The sequence below is a fragment of the Saccharothrix sp. CB00851 genome (assembly GCF_001905065.1).
In the GTDB taxonomy this organism is placed as follows: domain Bacteria; phylum Actinomycetota; class Actinomycetes; order Mycobacteriales; family Pseudonocardiaceae; genus Actinosynnema.
Window position 1 is genome coordinate 80,957 of the sequence record NZ_LWLC01000011.1, and the last position, 23,130, is coordinate 104,086.

Here is a 23,130-nt window from a genome sequence, read left to right on the forward strand (position 1 = left end):
GACCGGTGCGCTATTGATCTTCGTGATCTCGGTGGTGGAGCGGGTGCTCGCCTCGCGGTCGTGAGTCGAACGTTCAGAACGCGCGTGTCCTACGTTCAGAACGCGCGTGTCCTACGTTCAGGTCAGCTGAGTTCAACGTTCAGGCGGCTCGGTGGTTGAGTCCGGCTCGATTTGACATGGGGCCCTTACGGGCACTCCAGGCAGGCCAAAGCCGGCAGGCCCGGCGGGGAAGAGCGTCCCGCCGGGCCTGCCGGCTTCGACCAGCCTAAAGCACCCGAACCCATGTCAAATCGAGCCTCGGTGGGCTGGCTGCGGGTCCGTTGTGGCGCGGTAAGGGCGGGTGGCGGCGGGTCCGTTGTGGGGCGGGGCTTGGTCAAGGACGGGGGTCGCGCAGGGGAGTGACGCGGACGTCGCGGGCGGTTAGTTCGGTGCCGCAGGACTCGCAGGAGACGTGGACGCCGACGTCGCCGCCGCACGTGCGGTGGTGGAGGTCGAATGATGGGCCCCCGGCGGGGGACATCCAGCGGTCGCCCCACTTTCGCAGGGCCATCAGCACGGGGTAGAGGTCGAGGCCCTTTTCGGTCAGTCGGTACTCGTAGCGGGTTCGGACGTCCTTGTAGGCCTCGCGGCGCAGGATGCCTTCCTCGACCAGGGTGCCCAGTCGTTCGGTCAGCACGCTGCGCGAGATGTCCATGGACGTCTGGAAGTCCTCGAACCGGCGCGTGCCCAGGAATGCCTGCCTCAGCAGCAGCAACGTCCACCGCTCGCCCAGCAGGGCGGCGGGCAGCGACACGGTGCACAGCTCGTCGGCAACCTTCACGTGGGCCATGTCCAACGACGATACTCCTTGCGTTCGGAAAACGGATCCAGCTAGGGTTCGGAATCCGAACCCAAGGGGCGTCCGTCATGAGAGTCCGCGAACTGCACGCCGCCGAGGCGGGCCACGCCGTCGACACCGTCTTCCACGGCCTGTCACCGCGGAGCCGCTACCTGCGCTTCCACGCCCCGGTGCCCCGCCTCACCACATCCATGCGCCGTCGGTTGACCGATCTCGACGGCTACCGCAAGGCCGCCGTGGTCGCCGAGTGCCGCGGCACGCCGATCGGCATCGCCCGGCTGATCGCCACGGGTGACGACACCGCGGAGATCGCCTTGGCCGTGGTGGACCCGTGGCAGCGCAAGGGTGTCGGCACCGAGTTGATCACCGCCCTGGTCCGGCTCGCCACCGATCGGCGCTACGCGGAGTTGCACGGCGACGTGCTCGGGGAGAACGAGGCGATGCTCGGCCTGGTCGCCCGCGCGTTCCTGGGTGCGCGCCTGATCCGCGAGGACGACGACGTGATCCGGGTCAACTATCCGTTGAACTACCAGTTGACCCACGAAGAACTGGTGGCCGACCTGCGGTGGTGAGCAGAATGGGCACTATGCGACGGATCTTCGGGTTGGCGCTCGTCCTGGTCCTGCTGGCACCACCGGCCGCGGCGGCGACGCCGCCCGGTGATCAGCCGCTGCCCGGCTACACGATCAACAACCCGCCGTTGCCTCCGGCGCTGGTCGGTGGCGAGCCGTCGCGGGTGCTGCAAGGCGTGCACGAACACGCCGCTTACACGATCGAGGTGCCGCCGCGCTGGAACGGCCGCCTGGCCATGTGGGCGCACGGCTACCGCGGCGCGAGCACCGTGCTCACCGTCGACCCGCCCGGCTACGGCCTGCGCCAGAAGCTGCTCGACCAGGGCTTCGCCTGGGCGGCGTCCAGCTACTACGCCAACGGTTACGACGTGAAGGCCGGCGTGCTGGGCACGCACGCGCTGGCCAAGCACTTCCACAAGCTGGTCGGCAAGCCCCGCGACACGTTCATCGCCGGCGTCTCCATGGGCGGTCACGTCATCGGTCGGTCGCTGGAGCAGTTCCCCGGCTTCTACCGGGGCGCGCTGCCGTTGTGCGGCGTGCTCGGTGACCACGAGCTGTTCGACTTCTTCCTCGACTACAACCTCACCGCGCAGGCCATCAGCGGCATCCGCGCGTGGCCCGCGCCAGACGACTACCTGACCTCGGTCGTGCCGCGGATCCAGGCCGAACTGGGGCTGACCGGCACGCCGAACGGACGGGGCGCGCAGTTCGCCGCGGTCGTCACCAACCGCAGCGGCGGCCCGCGTCCCGGTGCGGCGCCGGCGGTCGCGTTCTGGAAGGACTTCCTGTTCGGCCTGGCCGCGCCGTCGGCAGGTGAGGGCCTGGCGGCCGACCCGGGCCAGATCGCCACCAACGCCCTGACCCGGTACGAGCCGAACGCGCCGGTCGACGTCAACCGCGAGGTGCAGCGCGTGCTGCCGGAGAACGTGAAGGCCCGCGTCACGCCGAAGCTGACCGAGGTGGCGCGCATCGACGGCCGCCCGACCGCGCCGGTGCTGTCGCTGCACGACCTGGGCGACCTGTTCGTGCCGTTCTCGATGGAGCAGGCCTACGAGCGCGACGTCGAGCGCAACGGACGCGGCCACCTGCTCGCGCAGCGGGCGATCCGCGCGGTCAACCACTGCGAGTTCAGCCCGAACGAGGTCGGCGCCGCCTGGGACGACCTGCTGACCTGGGTGGACACCGGCCGCAAGCCCGCCGGGGACGTGGTGGACGACCCGGCCGTCGTCGCCGCGCCGGACTACGGCTGCGAGTTCAGCGACCCGGCCGCCTACACCGCGCCGAACAGCACCCGCCGCCTCTTCCCGCCCTGCTGACACCGGCCGGCCCGGGGGCGGACCCGTCTGGCAGTCCACGGCCGTTCCCCGGGCCGGCTCGTCTCGGCGGCCATCGTCCGGTCCTAGCCTGTTAGCGTGGTGGAAAGCGCTTACCAGGAGGCACGCATGGCACGCAGGCGTTACGCGGTCGTCGGCACCGGCGCACGGGCCGAGCTGCACGTCGACGCGATCGTCCGGCACTCCGACCAGGGCGAGCTGGTCGCGTTCTGCGACGTCAACCCCACCCGCATGGCGGTGCACAACGAACGCCTCGACCGGCCGGTGCCGACCTACGCCGCCGAGGACTTCCTGCGGATGATCGAGCGCGAGCGGGTCGACGTGGTCGTCGTCTGCACGGTCGACCGCCACCACGACACCTACATCGTGGAGGCGCTGGACGCGGGCTGCGACGTCGTCACCGAGAAGCCGATGACGGTCGACCCGGCCGGTGTCGGCAAGGTCTTCGACGCGGTCGACCGCACCGGTGGCCAGGTCACGGTCACGTTCAACTACCGCTACAACCCGGTGCACGAGAAGGCCCGCGAGCTGCTGACCGGCGGCGCGGTCGGCGAGATCGGCTCGGTGCACTTCGAGTGGCTGCTCGACGTGCGCCACGGCGCCGACTACTTCCGCCGCTGGCACCGGGACAAGGCCAGTTCCGGCGGCCTGATGGTGCACAAGGCCACCCACCACTTCGACCTGCTCAACTGGTGGGTCGACTCGGTGCCGGAGGTCGTGTACGCGCACGGGCGGCTGTTCTTCTACGGCGACGAGAGCGGCAAGCGCCACGGCAACCACCGGCCCTACGACCGGGTGCACGGCTCACCGGAGGCCCGGGACGACCCGTTCGCGCTGCACGTCGAGCGGAACGACTGGCTGCGCCGGCTCTACCTCGACGCCGAGCACCACGACGGCTACCACCGCGACCGCAACCCGTTCGCGCCCGGGGTGTCCATTGAGGACGACATGTCGGTGCTGGTGCGCTACGCCAACGGCGCCAACCTGACCTACCACCTCACGGCCTACTCGCCGTGGGAGGGCTACCGGCTGATGGTCAACGGCAGCCGCGGCAGGCTGGAGCTGGAGGTCGTGGAGAACAGCTGGGTCAGCGGCCAGCAGCCCGCGGTGCACGGCAAGGAGGCCAACCCCGAGGAGGGGCACGTGCGGCTGACCGTGCAGCCGCTGTTCGAGCGGGCCGTCGAGATCCCGCTGGCGGCCGGTGGCGCCGGGCACGGCGGCGCGGACGCGCGGATGACGGAGGTGCTGTACGGCGAACCGGGTCAACCTGACCCGCTCGGCCGCCGCGCCACGCACCGCGACGGGGCGTTGTCGCTGGTCACGGGCTTTGCGGCGAACCGCAGCTTCGAGACCGGAGAACCCGTGCGCGTGGCGGAGTTGCCGGGCGTCGGTTGGCGGTAGCCTGGCTCGGTGCCGCTCCTGGGACCAGCCGACGAGTTGCCGCACCCGCCGCGCCGGGTGCTCGTGACCGGCACGTCCGGCTCCGGGAAATCGACCCTGGCCAGTCTCGTCGCCCGCACCCTCCGGCTGTCCTATGTGGAGATGGACTCGCTGTTCCACGGTCCACAGTGGACGCCAAGGCCGGAGTTCGAGGACGACGTGCGCCGGTTCGTCAAGGGCGACGCGTGGGCCACCGAGTGGCAGTACAGCCTGGCGCGGCCGGTGCTGCTGGAGCACGCCGACACGCTGGTCTGGCTGGACCACCCGCGGCACGTGGTGATGCGGCGGGTGACGGTGCGGACGGCGGTGCGCCGGCTGCGCCGCCAGGAGCTGTGGAACGGCAACGTCGAACCGCCCCTGCGCACGGTGTTCACCGATCCGGAGCACCTGTTGCGGTGGGCGTGGAAGTCGCACGCCCGCACCGGCGAACGGGTCCGCGAGGTGCTCCGCGGCGAGCACGCGGACCGGCTCGCGGTGGTGCGGTTGCGCGGGCAGCGTGAGGTCGACCAATGGCGGTCAGGCCCGTTGCGGCGGGCCGCGGAGCGCGGCGAGGAGTCGGTGCGATGAGCGAGCGGACGGCGTTGGTGCTGGGCGGTACCGGGATGCTGAAGGGGTGCGCGGACGAGCTGCTGGCGCAGGGCTGGCAGGTGGTGCTGCCGAGCAGGCGGCCCGACGGCGTGCTGGGTCGTGCGGCGAAGGCCGCCCTGCGCGGTCGCGACCACGTGCCGCAGGTGACGAAGGGGCAGGGGGCGCGGGTCGCGGTGGCGGCGGACTGGGCCAGACCGGCCGAGCTGGCCGACCGGGTCCGCGAGGTGCTGGAGCGGCCCGCCGACCTCCTGGTGGCGTGGGTGCACGCGAGCTACCGGGACGCCGTGCTGCGGGCCGTCGCACCCCTGCTCGCGCCGCACGCGCCGGTGGTCGAGGTGCACGACAGCGGCTCCATCAACGCGGTGGAGGGGGTTCCCGACCCGGCCCTGGACGGCCACCCGACGCAGCAGGTGGTGCTCGGCTTCGTCCGGCACGGCGGCAGCACCCGCTGGCTCAGCCACGAGGAGGCCTCGGTCGGCGTGCTGGAAGCCGTCCACCGGGCCCTCGACGGCAGGCCGCCATCGGTGCACCAGGTGGGCGAGATCGACACCTGGGTGATGCGGCACTAGGGCGTCATCCGGCTAGCGTGTCCGCATGGGGCAGGAGCACGGGTACAGCGCCGCCGACATCACGGTGCTGGAGTTCCACGACGCCGTGCGCCGGCAGCCCGGCCTGTACTTCGGCCCCGGTCGGGACGACCCCCGGCCGGCCACGGTCGTGCTGCGCGACCTGCGGACCGGTCGGCCGGTCGAGCACCGACTGCCCTGATCAGCCCGGCCGCAGGCCTCGGACCAGCGACAACACCGACTCGCGCACGTCGGCGAGGCTGCGTTCGGGCTGGAACACCTGCCAGTCCAGCGCGGTCACCAGCAGGGTGCCGAACAACGCCGCCGACGCCGTGCCGACCTGCACGCCGTCGGGCAGCAGCCCGGCGTCGGACAGCCGCTGCATCTGTCCGCGCACGATGGACACGATGTCGTCGCGCAGCAGGCTCAACGTGTCGTGCCACTGACCGGGCGTGCGCCACAGCTCGGACACCAGCAGCTGCCCGAACGCGGGGTACTCGGCGAAGAACCCCAGCATCCCGTCCACCAGCGACGCCATCGCCGCGGCCGTGTCGTCCTGCTCCTCGGCGGCCTTCAGCCGTGCCGCCAGCAGGTCGACCCCGTGCCGCAGCAACGCGTCCACCAGCGCGTCCTTGCTGGCGAAGTTGTAGTAGACGGTGCCCTTCGCGACGCCGGCCTCGGCGGCGATCTCCTCGACCGTGACACTGGCCGCGCCCCGCTCGCCGACGAGCCGCAGCGCGGCGTCGAACAGCTTCTGCTTGGTCGCGGCGGTGCGGCCGGGGCGGGTCACAGCACCAGCTCGGGCTTGAGGCGAGACGGCGTCCACACCCGCTGCTTGTACGCGGCGAGCGTCGTCAAGGCAAGGCTCGCCGCCAGGTAGCCGACCAGGATCAGCGCGTCCCGGCCCACGCCGCCCAGCGAACCGCCGTACATGAGGTGCCGCAGGCCGTCCACGGCGTAGCCCATGGGCAGCCCGTAGTGCAGCGGGTACAGCGGCACGGGGATGGTCTGCCACGGGAACGTCCCACCGGCGCTGACGAGCTGCAGGATCAGCAGCACCAGGCCGATGAACTTGCCGACCGCGCCGAACAGGGCGTTCAACGCGTGCAGCACGGCCACGAACGTCGCCGACACCAGCAGCAGGAACGCCAACGTGCCCAGCGGGTGCGCCGGCCGGATGTCCACCACGAGCGTCACCGCCGCGTACATCACCACGACCTGCGCCGCGCCCAGCAGCACGCCCGGCAGCCAGCCGCCGACCGCCACCCGCCACGACGGCTGCCCGGCCGCCAGCCCGCGCCGGGACAGCGGCCTGAGCAGCAGGAACAGCACGAACGCGCCGATCCAGGTGGCCAACCCGAGGAAGAACGGCGCCAGGCCCGCGCCGTAGCTGCCCGCCGACGTCTGGCTCACCCCGCGCACGGTGACCGGGTCGCCGATGGTCCGCGCGGTCGACTCGCGGGTCGGGTCGTCGGGGTCGGGGATCTGCGAGACGCCCGCGGCCAGCCCGTCACGCAGCTGGTTCGAGCCGTCCACCAACTGCGCCTCGCCGTCACGCAGCCGCCCCGCGCCGTCCCGCACCTGCGCCGCACCGGACGAGACCTGCGCCGCGCCGTCGTTGAGCCGGGTGATGGCATCGGTCAGCGCGGGCGTGCTGGCGGCCAACCGGTCCGCACCGTCGGAGACCTGCTTGGCGCCGTCGGCGAGCGTGCGCAGCTGCCCGGCCGTGCCCTGCACCTCGGCGTTGGCGTCGTCCACCGGCTTGCGCGCCTCGCCCAACGTCGCCAGCACGCGTTGCACCTGCTCCTCGGTGAACCCGAGCGCGCGCAGCCTGACGGCCACGTCGCCGTTGACCGCGTCCAGCCGGCCGACCAGGTCCCGCGCCTTGGCGGCGTAGTCCTCGGCGGTCCGGGCGACGGTCTCGTTGCCGTCGGCCACCTGCTTGGCCCCGGACGCCGGCTGCTGGGACTTGACCGGCAGGTCCGCGGTCGAGTCGCGCAGCCGGGTGAGGCCGGCCGACACCTGCGCCGCACCGTCCGCCAGCGGCACGGTGCCGTCGGCGAGCTGTTGCGCGCCGGTGTGGGCGTCCCGCTGGCCCGCGGCCAGCTTCGTCGCGCCGTCGGCCGCCTCGGCGGTCTTCTGCCGGATCGTGGCGAAGCCGAGCAGCAGCTTGTCCGCGGCCTCCGCGCCCACCTCCACCGACACCGACCGGCGCACCTCGGTCACCATCTGGTTGGCGATCGTGGAGCCGAGGTAGTTGTTCGCGTCGTTGGTGGTCAGCACGATCACGCCTTGGCGCGGCGTGAAGTCGCCGGACGACAGCAGGGCCTGCGAGAAGTCCTCGGGCAGGGTCAGCGCGAACGTGTAGGTACCGTCGCGCACTCCCCGCTCGGCCTGCGCGGCGTCCACCCGACGCCAGTCGAACCTGTCGCCGCGCACCAGCTCCTCGGCCACCTCGTGGCCCGCGTCCAGGCGTGTGCCGTCGCTCGCGGTCGCACCCTTGTCCTCCACGACCAGCGCGGCGGGCACCTGGTTGAGGTGCGCGTAGGGGTCCTTGTTGGCGTACAGGTACAGCGCCGCGTAGAGCAGCGGCACGAGCGTCAGTGCCAGCACCGCGAGCTTGGGCAGCGTGCCGGAGGTGATCCGGCGCAGCTCGTTGAACGCCATCCGGAGGGCGGTCACCCGGACTCCTCGTTGTCCGCGCCGATGCGCGCGAGCGGCACGTCGAGCGCGGCGGCGCTGGTCGTGGTGCACAGGACGACGACGGACCGCTCGGGCGTGACGTGCCGCCGCGCCGGCTCCCACCAGCCCGCCGGGTCGCCGTGGTAGCGGTCGGGGCTGTCCAGCACGAGCGTCGTCGCGCCGGGACGGCCCGCGGCCAGCTCCAGCATCAGCGCGCACCGGGTGGCGGCGGGCACGTGCTCGAACCGGCGGTCCAGGTGCTCCTCCGCGCCGCGCTCGACCAGCCAGTCGGCCACCGCCTTGCGCCCGCTGCGCGCGCCGTTCACCGCCAGCTCCTCGCCGACCACGCCCACCAGGGTCAGCGCCGCCTCGGGCTCGCTGACGCCGGGGGAGTCGACCAGCACGACGTGCCGGCGCAGCTCGGCGGCCGAGGGAGAGACCTCGCCGGTGCTCGGGCGCATCCGGCCGGACAGCACCAGCGCCAGCGCGGTGTGCCCGGTGCCCGGATCGCCCGCCACCAGCACCGGCTCACCCGGTTCCACCAGCAGTGACGTCGGCTTCAGCAGCGGGCCGTGCGGCCCGGTGACGCCGACGCGCCGAGCGTGGATGCGCACCGTGCGACCTCCTATTTGAACTGACCAGTCAGTTCAAATAGTCGTCCGGACGGGGGTGTCGCGCAACTCGACGTGATGTGACGCCTAGCGCAACGCCCCGGCGGGGCGGACCTCCCACATCGTCCACAGTGGACGGTAGCCCTGGCGCGGCCAGAACACCGAGGACAGCGGGTTCGGCGGGTTGTAGTAGAGGTAGGTGCCGACCGTGCCCAGCCGGTGCAGCTCCCGGTGCGCGTGCGCCATCAGCTGGCGGCCGATCCCGGTGCCCCGCGCGCCCGGCAGCACGGACACGCAGTTCACGTAACCCCAGCGGCCCGGTGGCAGCCTGGTCGCCGTCCAGTTGCCCGGCTCCGAGGTCACCACCGCGCACTCGGCCAGCGCCACCGCGATGCCGTCCCGCTCGGCCAGCCACGCCGGACCGCCCGCGGCCAGCCGGTCGGCCAGCGTCCGCCGCTTCAGCGCCGCCGCGTCCGGCCGGTGCACCGTCGAGCCCACCATGGACGAGTAGCGCAGCTCGGCCAGCGCCAGGCCCAGCACCGTCTCCAGGTCCGCGGTCGTGGCGCGGCGGACCGTCGCGGCACCCGTCACCGGCGGGGGAGGGGCCTGCCGCACCGCGATCACGGTCAGCGGCACCAGGCCGTGGTCCAGCAGCGCCCTGGTCGCCTCGGCGTCCCGGCTCGGCCAGGTCAGCACGCACGCCGAATCGCGCTCGGCCGGTCCGAGCAGGTCCAGCCGCTTGCGCCAGGCGCGCAGCAACGCGTCCATGCCCGCCGCGCCCGCGCCGCCCAGCAGCGGCGTCAGCTCCCACACCTCGGTGGCCGACCAGAGCCGGGCGGGCGAGCGCAGGTCGTGCACCTGGCGCTGCAGCACGCCCGCGACCCTCGTGCCGTCCGGCAGCGCCGCCGTGATCACGTCACCGTCCGGCGGCGCGACCACCACCGGCAGCAGCGGGTCGACGCTCGCGAAGCGCGAGCTCTGCGCCTCCATCAACCCTTGACCGACGGTCATGCCTGGCAGGTTACGGCCTCTTCCGGGTGCGGAAGATCGCCGTGCCGGGGAACAGCCGGCCGCGCAGCGGGCTCCACTGCCCCCACGTGCGGGTGTGGCCGGCGGGCCACTCCGGTTCCACCACGTCCAGCAGCTCCAGGCCCGCGCCGACGAGCGCCCGCACGTAGTCGCCGGTGGTCCGGTGGTGCTCCACGTACGTCGCCCGACCGGTGTCGTCCACTTCCACGTACGGCGTGCGGTCGAAGTACGACTGGGTGACGGTCAGCCCGCCCGGTCCCGGGTCGTCCGGGAAAATCCACCGGATCGGGTGAGTGACCGAGAACACCCACGGCGCACCCGGCCGCAGCACCCGCGCCACCTCGTGGAAGACCTCACCCACGTCCGCCACGAACGGCACCGCGCCGAACGCCGAGCAGGCCGCGTCGAAGCTGGCCGCCGCGAACGGCAGCTGGTCGGCGCTGGCCTGCACCAGCGGCACGGCCACGCCGGTCGCCGCGTTCGCCGCCGCCGCGTGCCGCAGCATCCCCGCCGAGATGTCGAACGCCACCGCGTGCGCGCCGCGCGACGCCAGCCACCTGGCGCACGGCGCCGAGCCGCAGCCGACCTCCAGGACCCGGCGTCCGCGCAGGTCACCGAGGTACCCGGCGTCCTCCTCGCGGACGCCCTCGGGGCACCACACGAAGTCCGCCGCGCCCAGGAAGTCGCCGTGCTCGGCGTGGTAGTCGTCGGCGTCGGCGTCCCACCACATGCGGTTGGCCGCGCGCGACTCGGCCGCGTCCACGTCCCGCTTGGCGATGCCGGTGGTGCCGAGCGCCAGTTCGGCGCTCGCGTGCTGGTCGGACACACTGCTCCATTCAAGGGTGCCGGTTTGCCCGGCGGGCTCGAAGCCGCGTACGATATCGCCCGCGTAGTGGGTTCGCGCTGTCCTGATCGGTGATCACCTGGTGAGTCGGTCTTCTCGGTGGGGCGGGCCCTGTCGCGCAAGCGTTGAACCCGCAGGCCACAAACCCCAATCCGTACCGGAGCCACCTACCTAATGTCCACCGACACCACCACTGTCCCGGTTGCCGCTGCGCCGAAGCAGGTCGCCATCAACGATATCGGGACGGAGGAGGACTTCCTCGCCGCCATCGACAAGACGATCAAGTACTTCAACGATGGCGATATCGTCGAGGGCACCATCGTCAAGGTCGACCGGGACGAGGTCCTGCTCGACATCGGCTACAAGACCGAGGGTGTCATCCCCTCGCGCGAGTTGTCGATCAAGCACGACGTCGACCCGAACGAGGTCGTCAAGGTCGGTGACGAGGTCGAGGCTCTTGTCCTCCAGAAGGAGGACAAGGAAGGTCGGCTGATCCTCTCCAAGAAGCGCGCCCAGTACGAGCGCGCCTGGGGCACCATCGAGGCCCTCAAGGAGAAGGACGAGCCCGTCAAGGGCACGGTCATCGAGGTCGTCAAGGGCGGCCTGATCCTGGACATCGGCCTGCGCGGCTTCCTGCCCGCCTCCCTCGTCGAGATGCGTCGCGTCCGCGACCTGCAGCCGTACGTCGGCCGCGAGCTCGAAGCCAAGATCATCGAGCTGGACAAGAACCGCAACAACGTGGTCCTGTCCCGCCGCGCGTGGCTGGAGCAGACGCAGTCCGAGGTCCGCAGCGAGTTCCTCAACCAGCTGCAGAAGGGCCAGGTCCGCAAGGGCGTCGTGTCCTCCATCGTCAACTTCGGTGCCTTCGTGGACCTGGGTGGCGTGGACGGCCTGGTGCACGTCTCGGAGCTGTCCTGGAAGCACATCGACCACCCGTCCGAGGTCGTCGAGGTCGGCCAGGAGGTCACGGTCGAGGTCCTGGACGTCGACATGGAGCGCGAGCGCGTGTCGCTGTCGCTCAAGGCGACGCAGGAAGACCCGTGGCGCCAGTTCGCCCGCACCCACGCGATCGGCCAGATCGTGCCGGGCAAGGTCACCAAGCTGGTCCCGTTCGGCGCGTTCGTCCGGGTGGACGAGGGCATCGAGGGCCTGGTCCACATCTCCGAGCTGGCCGAGCGCCACGTCGAGATCCCGGAGCAGGTCGTGCAGGTCGGCGACGACGTCATGGTCAAGGTCATCGACATCGATCTGGACCGCCGCCGCATCTCGCTGTCGCTCAAGCAGGCCAACGAGGGCTTCACGGTCGACTCCGAGTTCGACCCGACCCAGTACGGCATGGCCGCCGAGTACGACGACCAGGGCAACTACATCTACCCCGAGGGCTTCGACCCGGAGACCCAGGAGTGGCAGGAAGGCTTCGACAAGCAGCGCGAGGAGTGGGAGCGGCAGTACGCCGAGGCCCACACGCGCTACGAGGCCCACATGAAGCAGGTCGCCAAGGCCGCTGCCGCCGAGGAAGAGGCCGCGGGCGAGACGAACTACTCGTCCGGTGGCGAGGCCCCGGCCGCCGCGTCGTCGTCCAGCACGGGCGCCCCGGCTCAGGCCGGTGGCACGCTGGCCAGCGACGAGCAGCTGGCCGCGCTGCGCGAGAAGCTGTCGGGCGGCGCCTGAGCAGCACCGGTCGGCGGATCCTCGCCGGCTGACTGAACGACCCTGATCGCCCCTCGCCCACTTCGGGCGGGGGGCGATCGTCGTTCACTCCTTCGGGGGTGAATTGGGGTTGCCGTGCGCTAAGTTGAGAATGCTATGAACATGCGGGCGACGGTGTTGGCGGCGATGGTGGTGCTCGTGTGCGCGGGCTGCGCCGCCGTGCAGCCGCAGCCCGTGGCCCAGCCGCAGATCCCGACGATCCTGCCGCCCACCACGCTCAGCCGCATCCCGCAGATGGTGGACCGCCCGATCCCGGACGACTGCGAGCTGGTCGTCCCGGTCGAGCTGTTCCACCAGAAGCTCGGCCGCGAGCTGCCCGGTGAGCTGAAGACCATCATCGGCATCCCGGAGCCGTCGCTGGGCCGCACCGGGAAGATCGACTGCTACTACGCCGTGCCCGAGCGCAAGCCCATCGCCGCCGCGCCGGTCATCATCGGCCTGGCCACCTACACCGACGCGCCGACGGCCAGTGGCCGGGTCGCGGACAGCGTCAACGCCGAACGCCAGGAGGGCGCGACGGTCCGCGAGGTCGACGTGGGCAAGAAGAAGGGCCAGTTCGTCAGCACGAAGGACGAGCGGCTGGTCATGGGGTCGCTGGGCAAGACCACGTTCGTGGCCCGGGCGAAGCTCGGCGTGCTGCCGGACGACGCGATCGCCGGGTTCCTGGCGGCACTGGCCCAGCAGGCGATGACACCTATTGAGGGAGCCTGAAGATCCTTCGCGTGGCAGGCTGGACGCCATGTTGCGCGTGGGGCTCTCCGGGGGCATCGGTTCAGGCAAGTCGACGGTGGCGGGCAGGCTCGCCGAGCACGGCGCGGTGGTGATCGACGCCGACCGGCTGGCCCGTGAGGTGGTCGAACCCGGCACCGACGGGCTGCGGGAGGTCGTGGCGGCGTTCGGCGCGGAGGTCCTCGGCCCGGACGGCGCGCTGAACCGGCCCGCGCTCGCGGCGAAGGTGTTCGGCGACGAGCAGGCCCTGGCCACGCTCAACGGCATCACGCACCCGAGGATCGCGGCCCGCACCGGCGAGCTGATCGCCGCCGCGCCCGAGGACGCGATCGTCGTGCACGACGTGCCGTTGCTGGTGGAGAAGGACATGGCGCCGCTGTACCACCTGGTGGTGATCGTGCACGCGGACCTGGACCAGCGCCTGGTCCGGCTGCGCGACCGCGGCGTGGCCGAGGAGGACGCGCGCCGGCGCATCGCCGCCCAGGCCGACGACGAGCGACGCCGGGCCGTGGCCGACGTGTGGCTGGACAACTCCGGCACGCCCGACCTGGTGCTGGCGCGGGTGGACGCGCTGTGGGCGGACCGGCTGGTGCGGTACGAGTCGAACATCCGGCTGCGCCGCTACGCCGGCGGTCCGCCGATCGTGGTGCCGTACGACGAGACGTGGCCCGTCCAGGCGGCCCGGATCGCCGCCCGGATCCGGCTCGCCGCCGGTGGCCGCACGGTCGAGCACATCGGCTCCACGGCCGTGCCCGGTCTCGCCGCGAAGGACGTGCTCGACTTCCAGCTGGGCGTGAAGTCGCTGGCCGAGGCCGCGGAGCTGGAAGAGGCGTTGACGCAGGCGGGTTTTCCGTGCTGGGGCGATGCCGAGGACGCCGTGAGGTACGAGGGCGACAAGCAGGAGGACTGGCTCAAGCGGCTGCACGGGGGCGCGGACCCGGGACGGCGGGTCAACCTGCACGTCCGGGTGGAGGGCGGTCCGGCCTGGAACTGGGCGATCCGGTTCCGCGACTGGCTGCGGGCGGACGCGGCGGCGCGCGACGAGTACGCGGCGATCAAGCTGGAGCTGTCGGAGAAGCACAAGGGGGACGCGGAGGGGTTCGCCTACGGCGACGCGAAGGACCCGTGGATGGCCGCGGCGACCGCGCGCGTGGACGCCTTCTACAGGGACGGCCAGGCGTCGTAGATGCCCCGGTGGGTCAGCCACGAGCCGAGGTCGTGCCGGTGCAGGCTCACCTCTTCCAGGGTGCGGTGCACGATGCGCAGCGCCTGGTCGGCGTCACCCGGTCCGAGGACGCGTCCGGCGACGGCGGCGGCGAACTCCTCGCAGCGCACGATCCGCGCGGTCGTGCCACCCGGCACGGCCAAGCCGAGCAGCAGGTCGGTGGTGCGCCAGGCGCGGCCGTCGCGCTGCACGCGGACCGCGCTGAGCACGCTGGGTCCGCTGCGCGCGTGCCGGGACCGGGGCCGCTGGTGCGTGAGCCGGAGCCCGAGCGAGGGCATCAACCAGGTGACCTCCGAATCGGAGAACGGGTCCTCCGGCGTCGGGCACTCCAGCCGCAGTCCCCACGGCTCCACCCGACACGTCGACAGGTACCGCGACATGCCGCTGGAATAGCTGCGAACTGCGCTGACGGTGTCGACCACGTCAACGAGCTGAGGTGTGATGACCGCTCCCACGCGACCCGAGGGTAGACGCAGATGTGGCCTTGGTAACTAACAGGTTTGATTCGTTACATCACGGTCTGTGTTGGAAGCGGTCTCTATCAGGTGACGGACACGGATGGCGGTTGACCTGCGAGTGTGACCCTCTGTATTACCGCTGACGCCAGTTGGTGATCGTTTTTTGGACTGCGAGCCAGCGTCGGCGCTAGGCCGTTTGGCAACTTGGCGTTGGGTGTTCCCCGGTCGTCGCGGCTCGTTCATGGGTGAAAATGGCCTGACTCGCAGCCTCGCCTTCGGGTCACCGAGTGGCCGGGCCTGGGGTTGGCCACGTTCAAGCGCGGTCTGCTGGGATCATGCTTCGATGAGCGCCGTGCACCCGCGTCTCGACTGGTTGTCGTCTGGAAGTGTGAAGTGATGCAAACTTGTCTCGTCTACCCAGGATTCTGGGTAGAGTAGTGGTGTCCCGCCCAAGGAGCACCCCACATGAAGATCGACTCTGATGACATGATCAGCGTCTCCGACGCAAACGCGAAGGGCATCTCGAAGCTGGTCGCAGAGGCAAGCGCTGGTCAGACCCGTGTCGTGATGCGCAACAATCAACCCGCCGCCGCCATCGTTGACATCAAGACCATGACACGTCTGCAACGCCTGGACGAACTGGAGGATGACATGAGACTCCTCAGTGTCGCTTGGGTTCGAGCCTTGACCGATTCCGGTGCACGTCATCGCCTGGATGACGTCCTGGCTGATCTCGACATCGATCTTGGCGAGGATGAGGACGAGGACTGAGTCATGGCTGAGGTAGTGCTGACCGACGACGCTCTCGAAGACCTCCGAGAGCTTGACGGCTCAGCACGGAAGCTTGTGGGTAAAGCGCTTAAGAAGCTTGAGACGTCACCCGAGCAGCGTGGCGACCCTCTGGGTAGTCGACAGGGCAGCGACCTGACCACGTTCCGCAAGCTGGTTGTGGGAGATCGGGACTACAGGATCGTCTATCGCATCGACCGCGATGGCACGGTTGTAGTCGTTTGGGTGATCGGCAAGCGCGCCGACGAAGAGTGCTACACGTTGGCGTGTTCACGACTGGAGCTTCACGGCGATCGAGACCTGGCTGATGCGGCTCGGCACCTTTCGGATCAGGCTTGGCAGTCGGCCCGGAAGTGACGTCGCCTTAAGCGATGCCTCAGCCTGGCAGGTAGTGCCTGAAGTAGGTTCTGCCAGGCTGAGCGCAGTCCCTGCTGGGGAGGCCGGACGGCCATCGGAAACGTGCTACGGCCCGTACAGCGCGCTGAGCTGCGCTGTACGGGCCGTAGTCCTCTTGTGTGGAGGTATGCGGACCTCGCCGGTTCGGTCCGCGCAGGAGACGGGGACGATTGTCTAGCCTGCGCCGATGGTGACCTCCGCACGCGCAAGTTACGTACCGATGCCCTGGTGGACGTCGACACCGACGTATTCGCCGCCTGGGGGTAGTGGGCAGGCGGCATCGGCAGCATCGCTGCGGTGAGCGTGGCGCTATACCTCATCGTCCGGACAGTCGAGCCGAACGGCGACGGCGCTGGGAAGCGGGGCTGGCGGAGAAGGCGCTGTGGAGACTGAGGCGAAGAAGGCACAGGAGCGCGCGCCTCACTCGCCAGAACCATCGCCAGGGCGTACGAGATGATCCAGTTCAAGCCCAGCGAGCAAGCTCGCGCGCTACTTGAGAGCCGGTCGGGGTGTCACGGTGGAGAATCACCGCACGCGCCCGATCCTGGAGGTGTGGCTGGAGAACTTCTTGCTCAACCCTGCTCGCAGCCGGCGTCTGCACAGGTTGGACGTCGCGAGAGCGAGCAGTTGCCGGTCGTAACGCCGATGCTGCGTGGCGCAGTTGATCGGGCCAGGCAGCCCGGCGAGCGTAAGCGGACTGCAGGTAGAGAGCGCTGATGCGGAGGGCTAGGCAGTGCACACATCCAGGTGACTATCTGCTTCCTGGACATCGATAGGTACCGGTGGCGACGCTCCGACATCGGCACACCCATCGACATCACAGAGGAAGGGCCGCCGCGGTCCGTGCCGCCGATGGACCTAGGTGAGTAGCCTCGGAGTGACCCTCTATTACCGCTGACGCCAGGTGGTGATCGTTCCCTGGGCCGCGAGCCAGCGCACCGCGTCGTGCCCGTGCGCGGCGATGCCGGCGACCGCGCGGTAGGTCGTCTCCAACGCCCACTGCGCCCGGTCGGCCTGGATGAGCCCGTGGTCGAGCGCGGTCAGCAGCTCGTCGGTGTCCAGCACGGTCACGCTGCGGCCCGTGCGCACCACCAGGTCCAGGTACAGGTCGACGGTCTTCCACACCGAACCGCTCGAACTGATCTCGACCACGTCCACGTACAGGTCGTAGTCGCGCTCGTGGCCCGGGTGCCACGACTGCCGGGTGACGCGCAGGCCGTGCGCGGGCAGCAGCCACGACTCGAAGTGCGACAGGTGCGGGTGGCCGGGCACCGGGCGGAACATGTAGAGGCCGTGCCGGGTCAGCCGGTACTCCTCGACGCCGCGCAGGTGGCCCTTGGGATCGGTGTTGCTCTTCGCGTCGAGGTCGAAGTACTCGATCTTCGGCGGGTGGATGTGCGGCGGCACCGGCAAAAGTCTCCTTTGCGACACCCGAAAGCAGGATGATCGCTTACTCTTCCGGCCATGTTCGGCATCATCCGCCCCTGCCGCAACCGCTTGGGCCCTGAACTGCGTGGATCGTGGCTGGCGCACCTGTGCGGGCTGTGCCTGGCGCTGCGCGACGACCACGGCCACCTGGCCCGCGTGGTCACCAACTACGACGGGCTGGTGATCTCCGCGCTGGTGGAGGCGCAGGCGGGTCGGGCGCGGCGCGCCGCCGGTCCGTGCGCCCTGCGGGGCATGCAGTCGGCGGACGTCGCCGTGGGCACGGGCGCGCGCCTGGCGGCCTCCGTGTCCCTGGTGCTGGCGTCCGCGAAGGTGGGCGACCACGTGGCCGACGGTGACGGCGTGTTCGCGCGGGCGCCGATGCGCGGCGTGGGCAGGCAGGTGGCGCGGCGGTGGGCGGCGCAGGCCTCGGAGACGGGCCTCGACCTGGGCTTCGACACCGCGGTGCTGGTGGACGCCGTGCGGCGGCAGTCGTCGGTGGAGGCGTCGGCCGGGCTCGGGTCGTCCGTGCTGACCGTGACCGAGCCGACCGAGACGGCGGCGGGCGCGGCCGTGGCGCAGACCGCGGTGCTGGCCGGGCGTCCTGGGAACGCGGCGTCGTTGCGCGAGGTCGGCCGGCTGTTCGGGCGGTTGGCGCACCTGCTGGACGCGGTGGAGGACCTGGCGGCGGACCGGGCGTCAGGAGCGTGGAACCCGCTGCTCGCGACCGGGACGACGCTCGCCGAGGCGCGGCGGTTGTGCGAGGACGCGGCGCTGGGCATCAAGCTGGCGATGAAGGACGTCGAGTTCGCCGACGACCGGTTGGTGCACGTCCTGCTGGTGCACGAGGTGCAGGAGTCGATCCGCCGGGCGTTCGGCGATCCCCACACCCACGCGCCCCACTCGCACACGCCACCGCCGCCGCCCGGTTGGCAACCCGCGCCGGGCGTGTACCCGCCGCCCGCCCAACCGCACGGCCAACCCGGCCCCTACGGCGCCGTGCCGCCTCCCGGCCCGGTACCGCCACCGTCCGCACCCGGTCACAACGGTCCGCCGGACCCACCGAAGGGCGGCAAGAAGCGCAGGCGCGGCAACGAGCCGCCTTCTCCCGGCAGCGGCCTGTGGTGCTGGCCCAAGCTGAAGCAGCCGCCGGTGACCCGCGGCGCGTTCCTGGGCTGCCTGGCCGTGCTCTACCAGTGCGGCACGTGCCAGTACTGCTGCCGCGACCCGTACCCCGGCCCGTTCAGCGGCAAGCCGCGCGAGGCGTGGTGCAGCAACTGCGACTGCGGCCCGAACTGCGACTGCAACTGCGACTGCTGCGGCTGCGACTGCAACTGCTGACCCCTCGCCCCTGACCTGGGCCGGATCGGAATTGTCGTACCCCCGGCGTACCGTCGTACCCGTGGCTTTCCCAACCGAGATCCCGGTCAAGGCGCACTCGTCGCATCGTCCCGTCGGTGACATCCCCCGCACCGACGGGAAGTTCCGCGTGGTCAGCGACTACCAGCCGGCGGGCGACCAGCCCGCGGCGATCGCGGAGCTCGAACGGCGCATCCGCGCCGGGGAGAAGGACGTCGTGCTGCTCGGCGCGACCGGCACCGGCAAGTCGGCCACCACGGCGTGGCTGGTGGAGAAGGTGCAGCGGCCCACGCTGGTGATGGCGCCGAACAAGACGCTGGCCGCGCAGCTGGCGAACGAGCTGAAGGGGTTCTTCCCGGACAACGCGGTGGAGTACTTCGTCAGCTACTACGACTACTACCAGCCCGAGGCGTACATCCCGCAGACCGACACCTACATCGAGAAGGACTCCTCGATCAACGAGGACGTCGAGCGGCTGCGCCACTCGGCCACGATGAGCCTGCTCACCAGGCGTGACGTGATCGTGGTGGCGTCCGTGTCGTGCATCTACGGCCTCGGCACGCCGCAGTCGTACCTGGACCGGTCGATCAAGCTGGAGGTGGGCGCCGAGGTCGAGCGCGACCTGCTGCTGCGCGCCCTGGTCGACGTCCAGTACACGCGCAACGACATCGCGTTCAACCGCGGCACGTTCCGCGTGCGCGGTGACACGGTGGAGATCATCCCGGCGTACGAGGAGCTGGCGCTGCGGGTCGAGTTCTTCGGCGACGAGATCGACAAGCTCTACTACCTGCACCCCCTGACCGGTGACGTGGTCAAGGAGGTGGACGAGCTGCGCATCTTCCCGGCCACCCACTACGTGGCGGGTCCGGAGCGGATGGAGAAGGCGATCCGCAACATCGAGGCCGAGCTGGCCGACCGGCTGGCCACCCTGGAGCGGCAGGGCAAGCTGCTGGAAGCGCAGCGGCTGCGCATGCGCACGTCGTACGACATCGAGATGATGCGCCAGGTCGGCTTCTGCAACGGCATCGAGAACTACTCGCGCCACATCGACGACCGCGGTCCGGGCACCGCGCCCGCGACCCTGATCGACTACTTCCCGGACGACTTCCTGCTGGTCGTCGACGAGTCGCACGTGACGGTGCCGCAGATCGGCGGCATGTACGAGGGCGACGCGTCGCGCAAGCGCAACCTGGTGGACCACGGGTTCCGCCTGCCCAGCGCCCTGGACAACCGCCCGCTGACGTGGGAGGAGTTCGCCGACCGGATCGGCCAGACCGTCTACCTGTCGGCCACGCCCGGCCCGTACGAGATGGGCCAGACGGGCGGCGAGTTCGTCGAGCAGGTCATCCGCCCGACCGGCCTGGTCGACCCGGAGGTCGTGGTCAAGCCGACCGAGGGCCAGATCGACGACCTGGTGCACGAGATCCGGGTGCGGGCGGAGAAGGACGAGCGGGTCCTGGTCACCACGCTGACCAAGAAGATGGCCGAGGACCTGACCGACTACCTGCTCGAACTCGGCATCCGGGTCCGCTACCTGCACTCGGAGGTCGACACGCTGCGCCGGGTCGAGCTGCTGCGCCAGCTGCGCCTGGGCGAGTACGACGTGCTGATCGGCATCAACCTGCTCCGCGAGGGCCTCGACCTGCCCGAGGTCTCCCTGGTCGCGATCCTGGACGCGGACAAGGAAGGCTTCCTGCGCTCGGGCACCAGCCTGATCCAGACGATCGGCCGCGCGGCCCGCAACGTGTCCGGCCAGGTCCACATGTACGCGGACCGGATCACCGACTCGATGCGGCACGCGATCGAGGAGACCAACCGCAGGCGGGCCAAGCAGATCGCCTACAACGAGGAACGCGGCCTGGACCCGCAGCCGTTGCGCAAGAAGATCACCGACATCCTGGAGCAGGTCTACGCCGAGGCGGAGGACGCGATCGCCCCCGGCGGCTCCGGCCGCAACACCTCGCGCGGCAAGAAGCCGACCGGCGACCCGGGCGCGAGCGGCCGTGCCAGCTCGGGCGTGTTGGCCGATCGCGACACCACCGCCATGGCCCGTTCCGAGCTGGCCGACCTCGTCCAGCAGCTGACCGACCAGATGATGAACGCGGCCCGGGAGCTGCAGTTCGAGCTGGCCGCCCGGCTGCGCGACGAGATCCAGGACCTGAAGAAGGAGCTGCGCGGCATGGACGCGGCCGGCGTCAAGTGACCGCCCCGGCGTCGGCGGTGTCGGCCCGGACCTCGTAGAGGCCGGGCCGCAGCTCGACCGAGCCGCGCCGGACGCGGTCCTGCCACGCCTGGTGCCAGCGGGTGCGCTCCGACCAGCGCAGGCCCTCCAGAGGGATGCCGTCGAGAGGCACGTGCGCGAGGTCGGCGTCGACCACGTCCGTGACGGCGTCGGTGATGCGGTCCACGTCGTCGGCCACGTCGTCGTGCGGCCCGGTGGCGAGCGCGTCGGCCAGTGCCCGCGCCGCCGCGTCGACGGAGCCCTCGACCCGTTGCCGTGCCTGGTCGAGGGCCAGGTCGCGGGCTTGGTCGAGCACCACCGCGAGCAGGTCGGCCGTGTCCCGCTCCCGAGCCAGCACCACGTCCCGCGCCGCCGCGCGCACGGTGTTCAGCCGGACCAGCAGGCCCACGTCGTACCCCGACGCCGGCAGGTCGAGGTCGGCGAGCAGGACGCGCAGCCGATTCCGAGTACGAGTCGTCGTTCGGCCGCGAGCGGTGCCCACGACGATGGTCACCGCGAGGAACAGCGCGTGGTCCACGGTGGTGGTCAGGGCCCGCGCGCGAGCCAGGTCGTCGGCCGCGGCACGGGCCTGCCCCAAGTCGAGCCCGACGCCGAGGTCGAGCGCGGACAGCACCGCCCGGTCGAGGACGTCGTCCAGGTCACGGCCCAGCTCGCGGGCCCGGTCCCGCAGGTCGGCCCGGAGCGCGACCAGGTCGCGGGGCGAGGCGTGCTCGCGGAGCCGGTGCTCGATCCGTTCGGTGAGCGCCACGTCGCGCGTGCGGGCGAGGTGGTCGTGGGCCGGCACCGCGGCCCTGAGCAGGGTGAACGACCGCGCGGCGGCCAGTTCCCGCCGGGGGAGCCAGCTCCGGGCGACGACGCGCTCGTGCGGCGGCCGTGCGGCGAAGTGGTCCGCGAACCCGCGCAAGGTCGTCCCCGCCCGGTCACGTCGTGCGGTGCTCACGGCCGGCGGACGCGGTGTGGCGGGCAGGATCGCGGCGAGCCCGGCGTCGAGGTCGAGGACGGCCCCGACGTCACCTGCCAGCGCGGCCAGCCGTTGGTCGAGTTCGTGCTCCTCGGACGGGTTCACCGGTCACCTCCGTTGCCGTGCAGGTCCCTGATCAGCGCGCGACGGGCCTTGAGCAGCGTGGACCGCACGGTGTCGGCCCTCAGGCCGAGTTCGGCGGCGATCTCGGCGGGCGTGCTGCCCGCCAGCGTCCACGCCATCACCTGCCGTTGGCGCTCCGGCAGCCGCGTCACCGCGCGGGCGACGTCGTGGTGCCGCTCCCAGTTCTCGATCGCGGTCGGCCGCAGCAGCGGTGACGGTTCGGGCGGTTCGGCGACCGGCTCCTCCCGGGCCGACGCGAGCCGCCGGGCCAGCGCCCGTGACGCCACCCGGAACGCCCACGCCCGCGGGTGGTCCAGGTCGTGCCGGCGCCGGTAGGCCGCGGCCATCGTCTCCTGCGCCACGTCGGCCGCGTCGGCCAACCGCGCGCCCCGCACCACCAGGAACGCGACCAGGGACGGTGTCGTGGCCCGGTAGAAGTCGGTGAACGCCACCTCGTGCCCCGCGCGGGCGCGCCCGGCCTGGCCCGGTACCTCGACCTGGTCGGTGCCGCCGACCGGCGCCTCGGCCGGCTCCGCCCCGCTCACCGCTCACCACCCGCGAGCGCCCACCCGACCGTCAGGCTCACGGTGACCCGCGCCCGCCGCCGTCCTCGCACGGCCTGCCACCGCACCCGCAGTCCCGCCCCGGTCAACCCGGCCACCTGCGCGCCGAGCAGCACCACCAACCAGTGGTCCATCCGATTCCCCACTCCCCGTGACTGGTCCGTCACGGGGTAAGAGGCGTCGGTCGGCCGCGCCGTGCACCGGGCGCCGGTGAACCACTCGATCGGCCCTGCGGGCTCAGCCCTCCAACGCGGCCCGGACCTTGCCCAGCACCGCGTCCTCGGCCGCACCCACGCGACCGTCCGCCCCGGCGACTTCCGCGCACACCGCGAGCACCGCCGCCGGGAACGCCGCGGCCTCGTCCGGCGTCTTCGCCGACAGGACCTCGACCGACCGACGCAGCGCCTCCAGCACGCCGACCTCCACGTCGGCCGCGGAGCCCCCGGGCAGTTCGGGACGAGCGGCACCGAGCACCTGGCGCAGCCGGGGCGAGAACGCCGTCATCGCCCGGATGCCCGCGTGGCTCTCCTCGTCCAGCGCACCGGGCTCGGCCGTCGAGACCAGCACCATCGCGCCGAAAACGGCGGTGCGCAGGATCCGGCTCTCCTCGTCCGTGTAAACCGTCACGTGATCACCTTAAATGCCA

At 71.3% G+C, this 23,130-nt stretch carries 25 protein-coding genes; 13 read left to right on the forward strand and 12 right to left on the reverse strand.

Annotation, left to right across the window (positions count from 1 at the left end):
* Nucleotides 1–373: 373 nt before the first annotated feature.
* Complete coding sequence (locus tag A6A25_RS12265) at nucleotides 374–829, reverse strand: winged helix-turn-helix transcriptional regulator (protein WP_073888672.1); 456 nt, start codon at nucleotides 827–829, stop codon at nucleotides 374–376.
* A gap of 77 nt (nucleotides 830–906) precedes the next feature.
* Here A6A25_RS12265 and A6A25_RS12270 point away from each other — a divergent pair, with 77 nt between their 5' ends.
* From A6A25_RS12270 to A6A25_RS43990, 6 genes are all read left to right on the forward strand, one after another.
* A complete protein-coding gene (locus A6A25_RS12270; RefSeq protein ID WP_073888674.1) occupies nucleotides 907–1,410 on the forward strand; it encodes a GNAT family N-acetyltransferase in 504 nt (167 codons plus the stop codon).
* A 5-nt stretch (nucleotides 1,411–1,415) separates the two neighbouring features.
* On the forward strand, nucleotides 1,416–2,726 hold the full coding sequence (locus A6A25_RS12275) for a hypothetical protein (protein WP_073888676.1): 1,311 nt from the start codon (nucleotides 1,416–1,418) through the stop codon (nucleotides 2,724–2,726).
* Between the two features lie 126 nt (nucleotides 2,727–2,852).
* The gene (locus tag A6A25_RS12280; RefSeq protein ID WP_073888678.1) at nucleotides 2,853–4,145 is read left to right on the forward strand and encodes a Gfo/Idh/MocA family protein; all 1,293 of its coding nucleotides are present in this window, start codon (nucleotides 2,853–2,855) and stop codon (nucleotides 4,143–4,145) included.
* Nucleotides 4,146–4,154: 9 nt separating this feature from the next.
* Nucleotides 4,155–4,751, forward strand: a complete 597-nt coding sequence (locus A6A25_RS12285) for an AAA family ATPase (protein WP_073888680.1) — start codon at nucleotides 4,155–4,157, stop codon at nucleotides 4,749–4,751.
* Nucleotides 4,748–5,341 carry a hypothetical protein gene (locus A6A25_RS12290; protein ID WP_083668268.1) on the forward strand — a complete coding sequence of 198 codons (594 nt, stop codon included), beginning with the start codon at nucleotides 4,748–4,750 and terminating at the stop codon, nucleotides 5,339–5,341. The genes A6A25_RS12285 and A6A25_RS12290 overlap by 4 nt, the downstream gene beginning before the upstream one ends.
* A 25-nt stretch (nucleotides 5,342–5,366) precedes the next feature.
* On the forward strand, nucleotides 5,367–5,540 hold the full coding sequence (locus A6A25_RS43990) for a hypothetical protein (RefSeq protein ID WP_158073720.1): 174 nt from the start codon (nucleotides 5,367–5,369) through the stop codon (nucleotides 5,538–5,540).
* Here A6A25_RS43990 and A6A25_RS12295 read toward each other — a convergent pair whose 3' ends face one another.
* The 5 genes from A6A25_RS12295 to A6A25_RS12315 all read right to left on the reverse strand — a co-directional run bounded on the left by A6A25_RS12295 (nucleotide 5,541) and on the right by A6A25_RS12315 (nucleotide 10,486).
* A complete protein-coding gene (locus tag A6A25_RS12295; protein ID WP_073888682.1) occupies nucleotides 5,541–6,128 on the reverse strand; it encodes a TetR/AcrR family transcriptional regulator in 588 nt (195 codons plus the stop codon). It lies immediately after the preceding gene.
* The gene (locus tag A6A25_RS12300; protein WP_073888684.1) at nucleotides 6,125–8,020 is read right to left on the reverse strand and encodes a YhgE/Pip domain-containing protein; all 1,896 of its coding nucleotides are present in this window, start codon (nucleotides 8,018–8,020) and stop codon (nucleotides 6,125–6,127) included. Before A6A25_RS12300 ends, A6A25_RS12295 begins: the two co-directional genes overlap by 4 nt.
* Entirely contained in the window at nucleotides 8,017–8,634 is a 618-nt protein-coding gene (locus A6A25_RS12305; protein ID WP_073888686.1) for a hypothetical protein, read from the reverse strand. The genes A6A25_RS12300 and A6A25_RS12305 overlap by 4 nt, the downstream gene beginning before the upstream one ends.
* An 84-nt stretch (nucleotides 8,635–8,718) precedes the next feature.
* On the reverse strand, nucleotides 8,719–9,642 hold the full coding sequence (locus A6A25_RS12310; protein ID WP_073888688.1) for a GNAT family N-acetyltransferase: 924 nt from the start codon (nucleotides 9,640–9,642) through the stop codon (nucleotides 8,719–8,721).
* Between the two features lie 10 nt (nucleotides 9,643–9,652).
* Entirely contained in the window at nucleotides 9,653–10,486 is an 834-nt protein-coding gene (locus A6A25_RS12315; protein WP_073888690.1) for a class I SAM-dependent methyltransferase, read from the reverse strand.
* A gap of 192 nt (nucleotides 10,487–10,678) precedes the next feature.
* Here A6A25_RS12315 and rpsA point away from each other — a divergent pair, with 192 nt between their 5' ends.
* The 3 genes from rpsA to coaE all read left to right on the forward strand — a co-directional run bounded on the left by rpsA (nucleotide 10,679) and on the right by coaE (nucleotide 14,129).
* Complete coding sequence (gene rpsA / locus A6A25_RS12320; RefSeq protein WP_073888692.1) at nucleotides 10,679–12,175, forward strand: 30S ribosomal protein S1; 1,497 nt, start codon at nucleotides 10,679–10,681, stop codon at nucleotides 12,173–12,175.
* A 141-nt stretch (nucleotides 12,176–12,316) separates the two neighbouring features.
* A complete protein-coding gene (locus A6A25_RS12325) occupies nucleotides 12,317–12,925 on the forward strand; it encodes a hypothetical protein (RefSeq protein ID WP_241828611.1) in 609 nt (202 codons plus the stop codon).
* A 28-nt stretch (nucleotides 12,926–12,953) separates the two neighbouring features.
* Entirely contained in the window at nucleotides 12,954–14,129 is a 1,176-nt protein-coding gene (gene coaE / locus A6A25_RS12330) for a dephospho-CoA kinase (protein WP_073888696.1), read from the forward strand.
* On the opposite strand, the gene A6A25_RS12335 is transcribed toward coaE, so the two are convergent.
* Nucleotides 14,105–14,623, reverse strand: coding sequence for a DUF402 domain-containing protein (locus A6A25_RS12335; protein ID WP_073888698.1), 519 nt, complete (start codon nucleotides 14,621–14,623; stop codon nucleotides 14,105–14,107). The genes coaE and A6A25_RS12335 overlap by 25 nt on opposite strands.
* 468 nt (nucleotides 14,624–15,091) lie before the next feature.
* Between A6A25_RS12335 and A6A25_RS12340 the strand changes: the two genes are divergently transcribed.
* Both A6A25_RS12340 and A6A25_RS12345 read left to right on the forward strand, forming a co-directional pair.
* Nucleotides 15,092–15,397, forward strand: coding sequence for a type II toxin-antitoxin system Phd/YefM family antitoxin (locus A6A25_RS12340; protein ID WP_083668270.1), 306 nt, complete (start codon nucleotides 15,092–15,094; stop codon nucleotides 15,395–15,397).
* Nucleotides 15,398–15,400: 3 nt separating this feature from the next.
* Nucleotides 15,401–15,772, forward strand: coding sequence for a type II toxin-antitoxin system RelE family toxin (locus A6A25_RS12345; protein ID WP_073888700.1), 372 nt, complete (start codon nucleotides 15,401–15,403; stop codon nucleotides 15,770–15,772).
* Between the two features lie 927 nt (nucleotides 15,773–16,699).
* Here the strand turns inward: A6A25_RS12345 and A6A25_RS12350 are convergent.
* Nucleotides 16,700–17,218 carry a DUF402 domain-containing protein gene (locus A6A25_RS12350; protein WP_083668271.1) on the reverse strand — a complete coding sequence of 173 codons (519 nt, stop codon included), beginning with the start codon at nucleotides 17,216–17,218 and terminating at the stop codon, nucleotides 16,700–16,702.
* Between the two features lie 57 nt (nucleotides 17,219–17,275).
* Between A6A25_RS12350 and A6A25_RS12355 the strand changes: the two genes are divergently transcribed.
* Together A6A25_RS12355 and uvrB are read left to right on the forward strand one after the other, a co-directional pair.
* A complete protein-coding gene (locus A6A25_RS12355) occupies nucleotides 17,276–18,577 on the forward strand; it encodes a DUF5685 family protein (RefSeq protein WP_073888702.1) in 1,302 nt (433 codons plus the stop codon).
* 61 nt (nucleotides 18,578–18,638) lie between these two features.
* Nucleotides 18,639–20,798, forward strand: a complete 2,160-nt coding sequence (gene uvrB, locus A6A25_RS12360; protein ID WP_073888704.1) for an excinuclease ABC subunit UvrB — start codon at nucleotides 18,639–18,641, stop codon at nucleotides 20,796–20,798.
* On the opposite strand, the gene A6A25_RS12365 is transcribed toward uvrB, so the two are convergent.
* The 4 genes from A6A25_RS12365 to A6A25_RS12375 all read right to left on the reverse strand — a co-directional run bounded on the left by A6A25_RS12365 (nucleotide 20,791) and on the right by A6A25_RS12375 (nucleotide 23,111).
* On the reverse strand, nucleotides 20,791–21,903 hold the full coding sequence (locus A6A25_RS12365; RefSeq protein WP_073888706.1) for a hypothetical protein: 1,113 nt from the start codon (nucleotides 21,901–21,903) through the stop codon (nucleotides 20,791–20,793). The genes uvrB and A6A25_RS12365 overlap by 8 nt on opposite strands.
* Nucleotides 21,900–22,466, reverse strand: a complete 567-nt coding sequence (locus A6A25_RS12370; RefSeq protein WP_083668272.1) for an RNA polymerase sigma factor — start codon at nucleotides 22,464–22,466, stop codon at nucleotides 21,900–21,902. Before A6A25_RS12370 ends, A6A25_RS12365 begins: the two co-directional genes overlap by 4 nt.
* Entirely contained in the window at nucleotides 22,463–22,618 is a 156-nt protein-coding gene (locus A6A25_RS43995) for a hypothetical protein (RefSeq protein ID WP_158073721.1), read from the reverse strand. Before A6A25_RS43995 ends, A6A25_RS12370 begins: the two co-directional genes overlap by 4 nt.
* Before the next feature lie 103 nt (nucleotides 22,619–22,721).
* Nucleotides 22,722–23,111 (reverse strand): hypothetical protein, encoded by a 390-nt coding sequence (locus A6A25_RS12375; protein ID WP_073888708.1) that lies wholly within the window; start codon nucleotides 23,109–23,111, stop codon nucleotides 22,722–22,724.
* Between the last annotated feature and the right edge of the window lie 19 nt (nucleotides 23,112–23,130).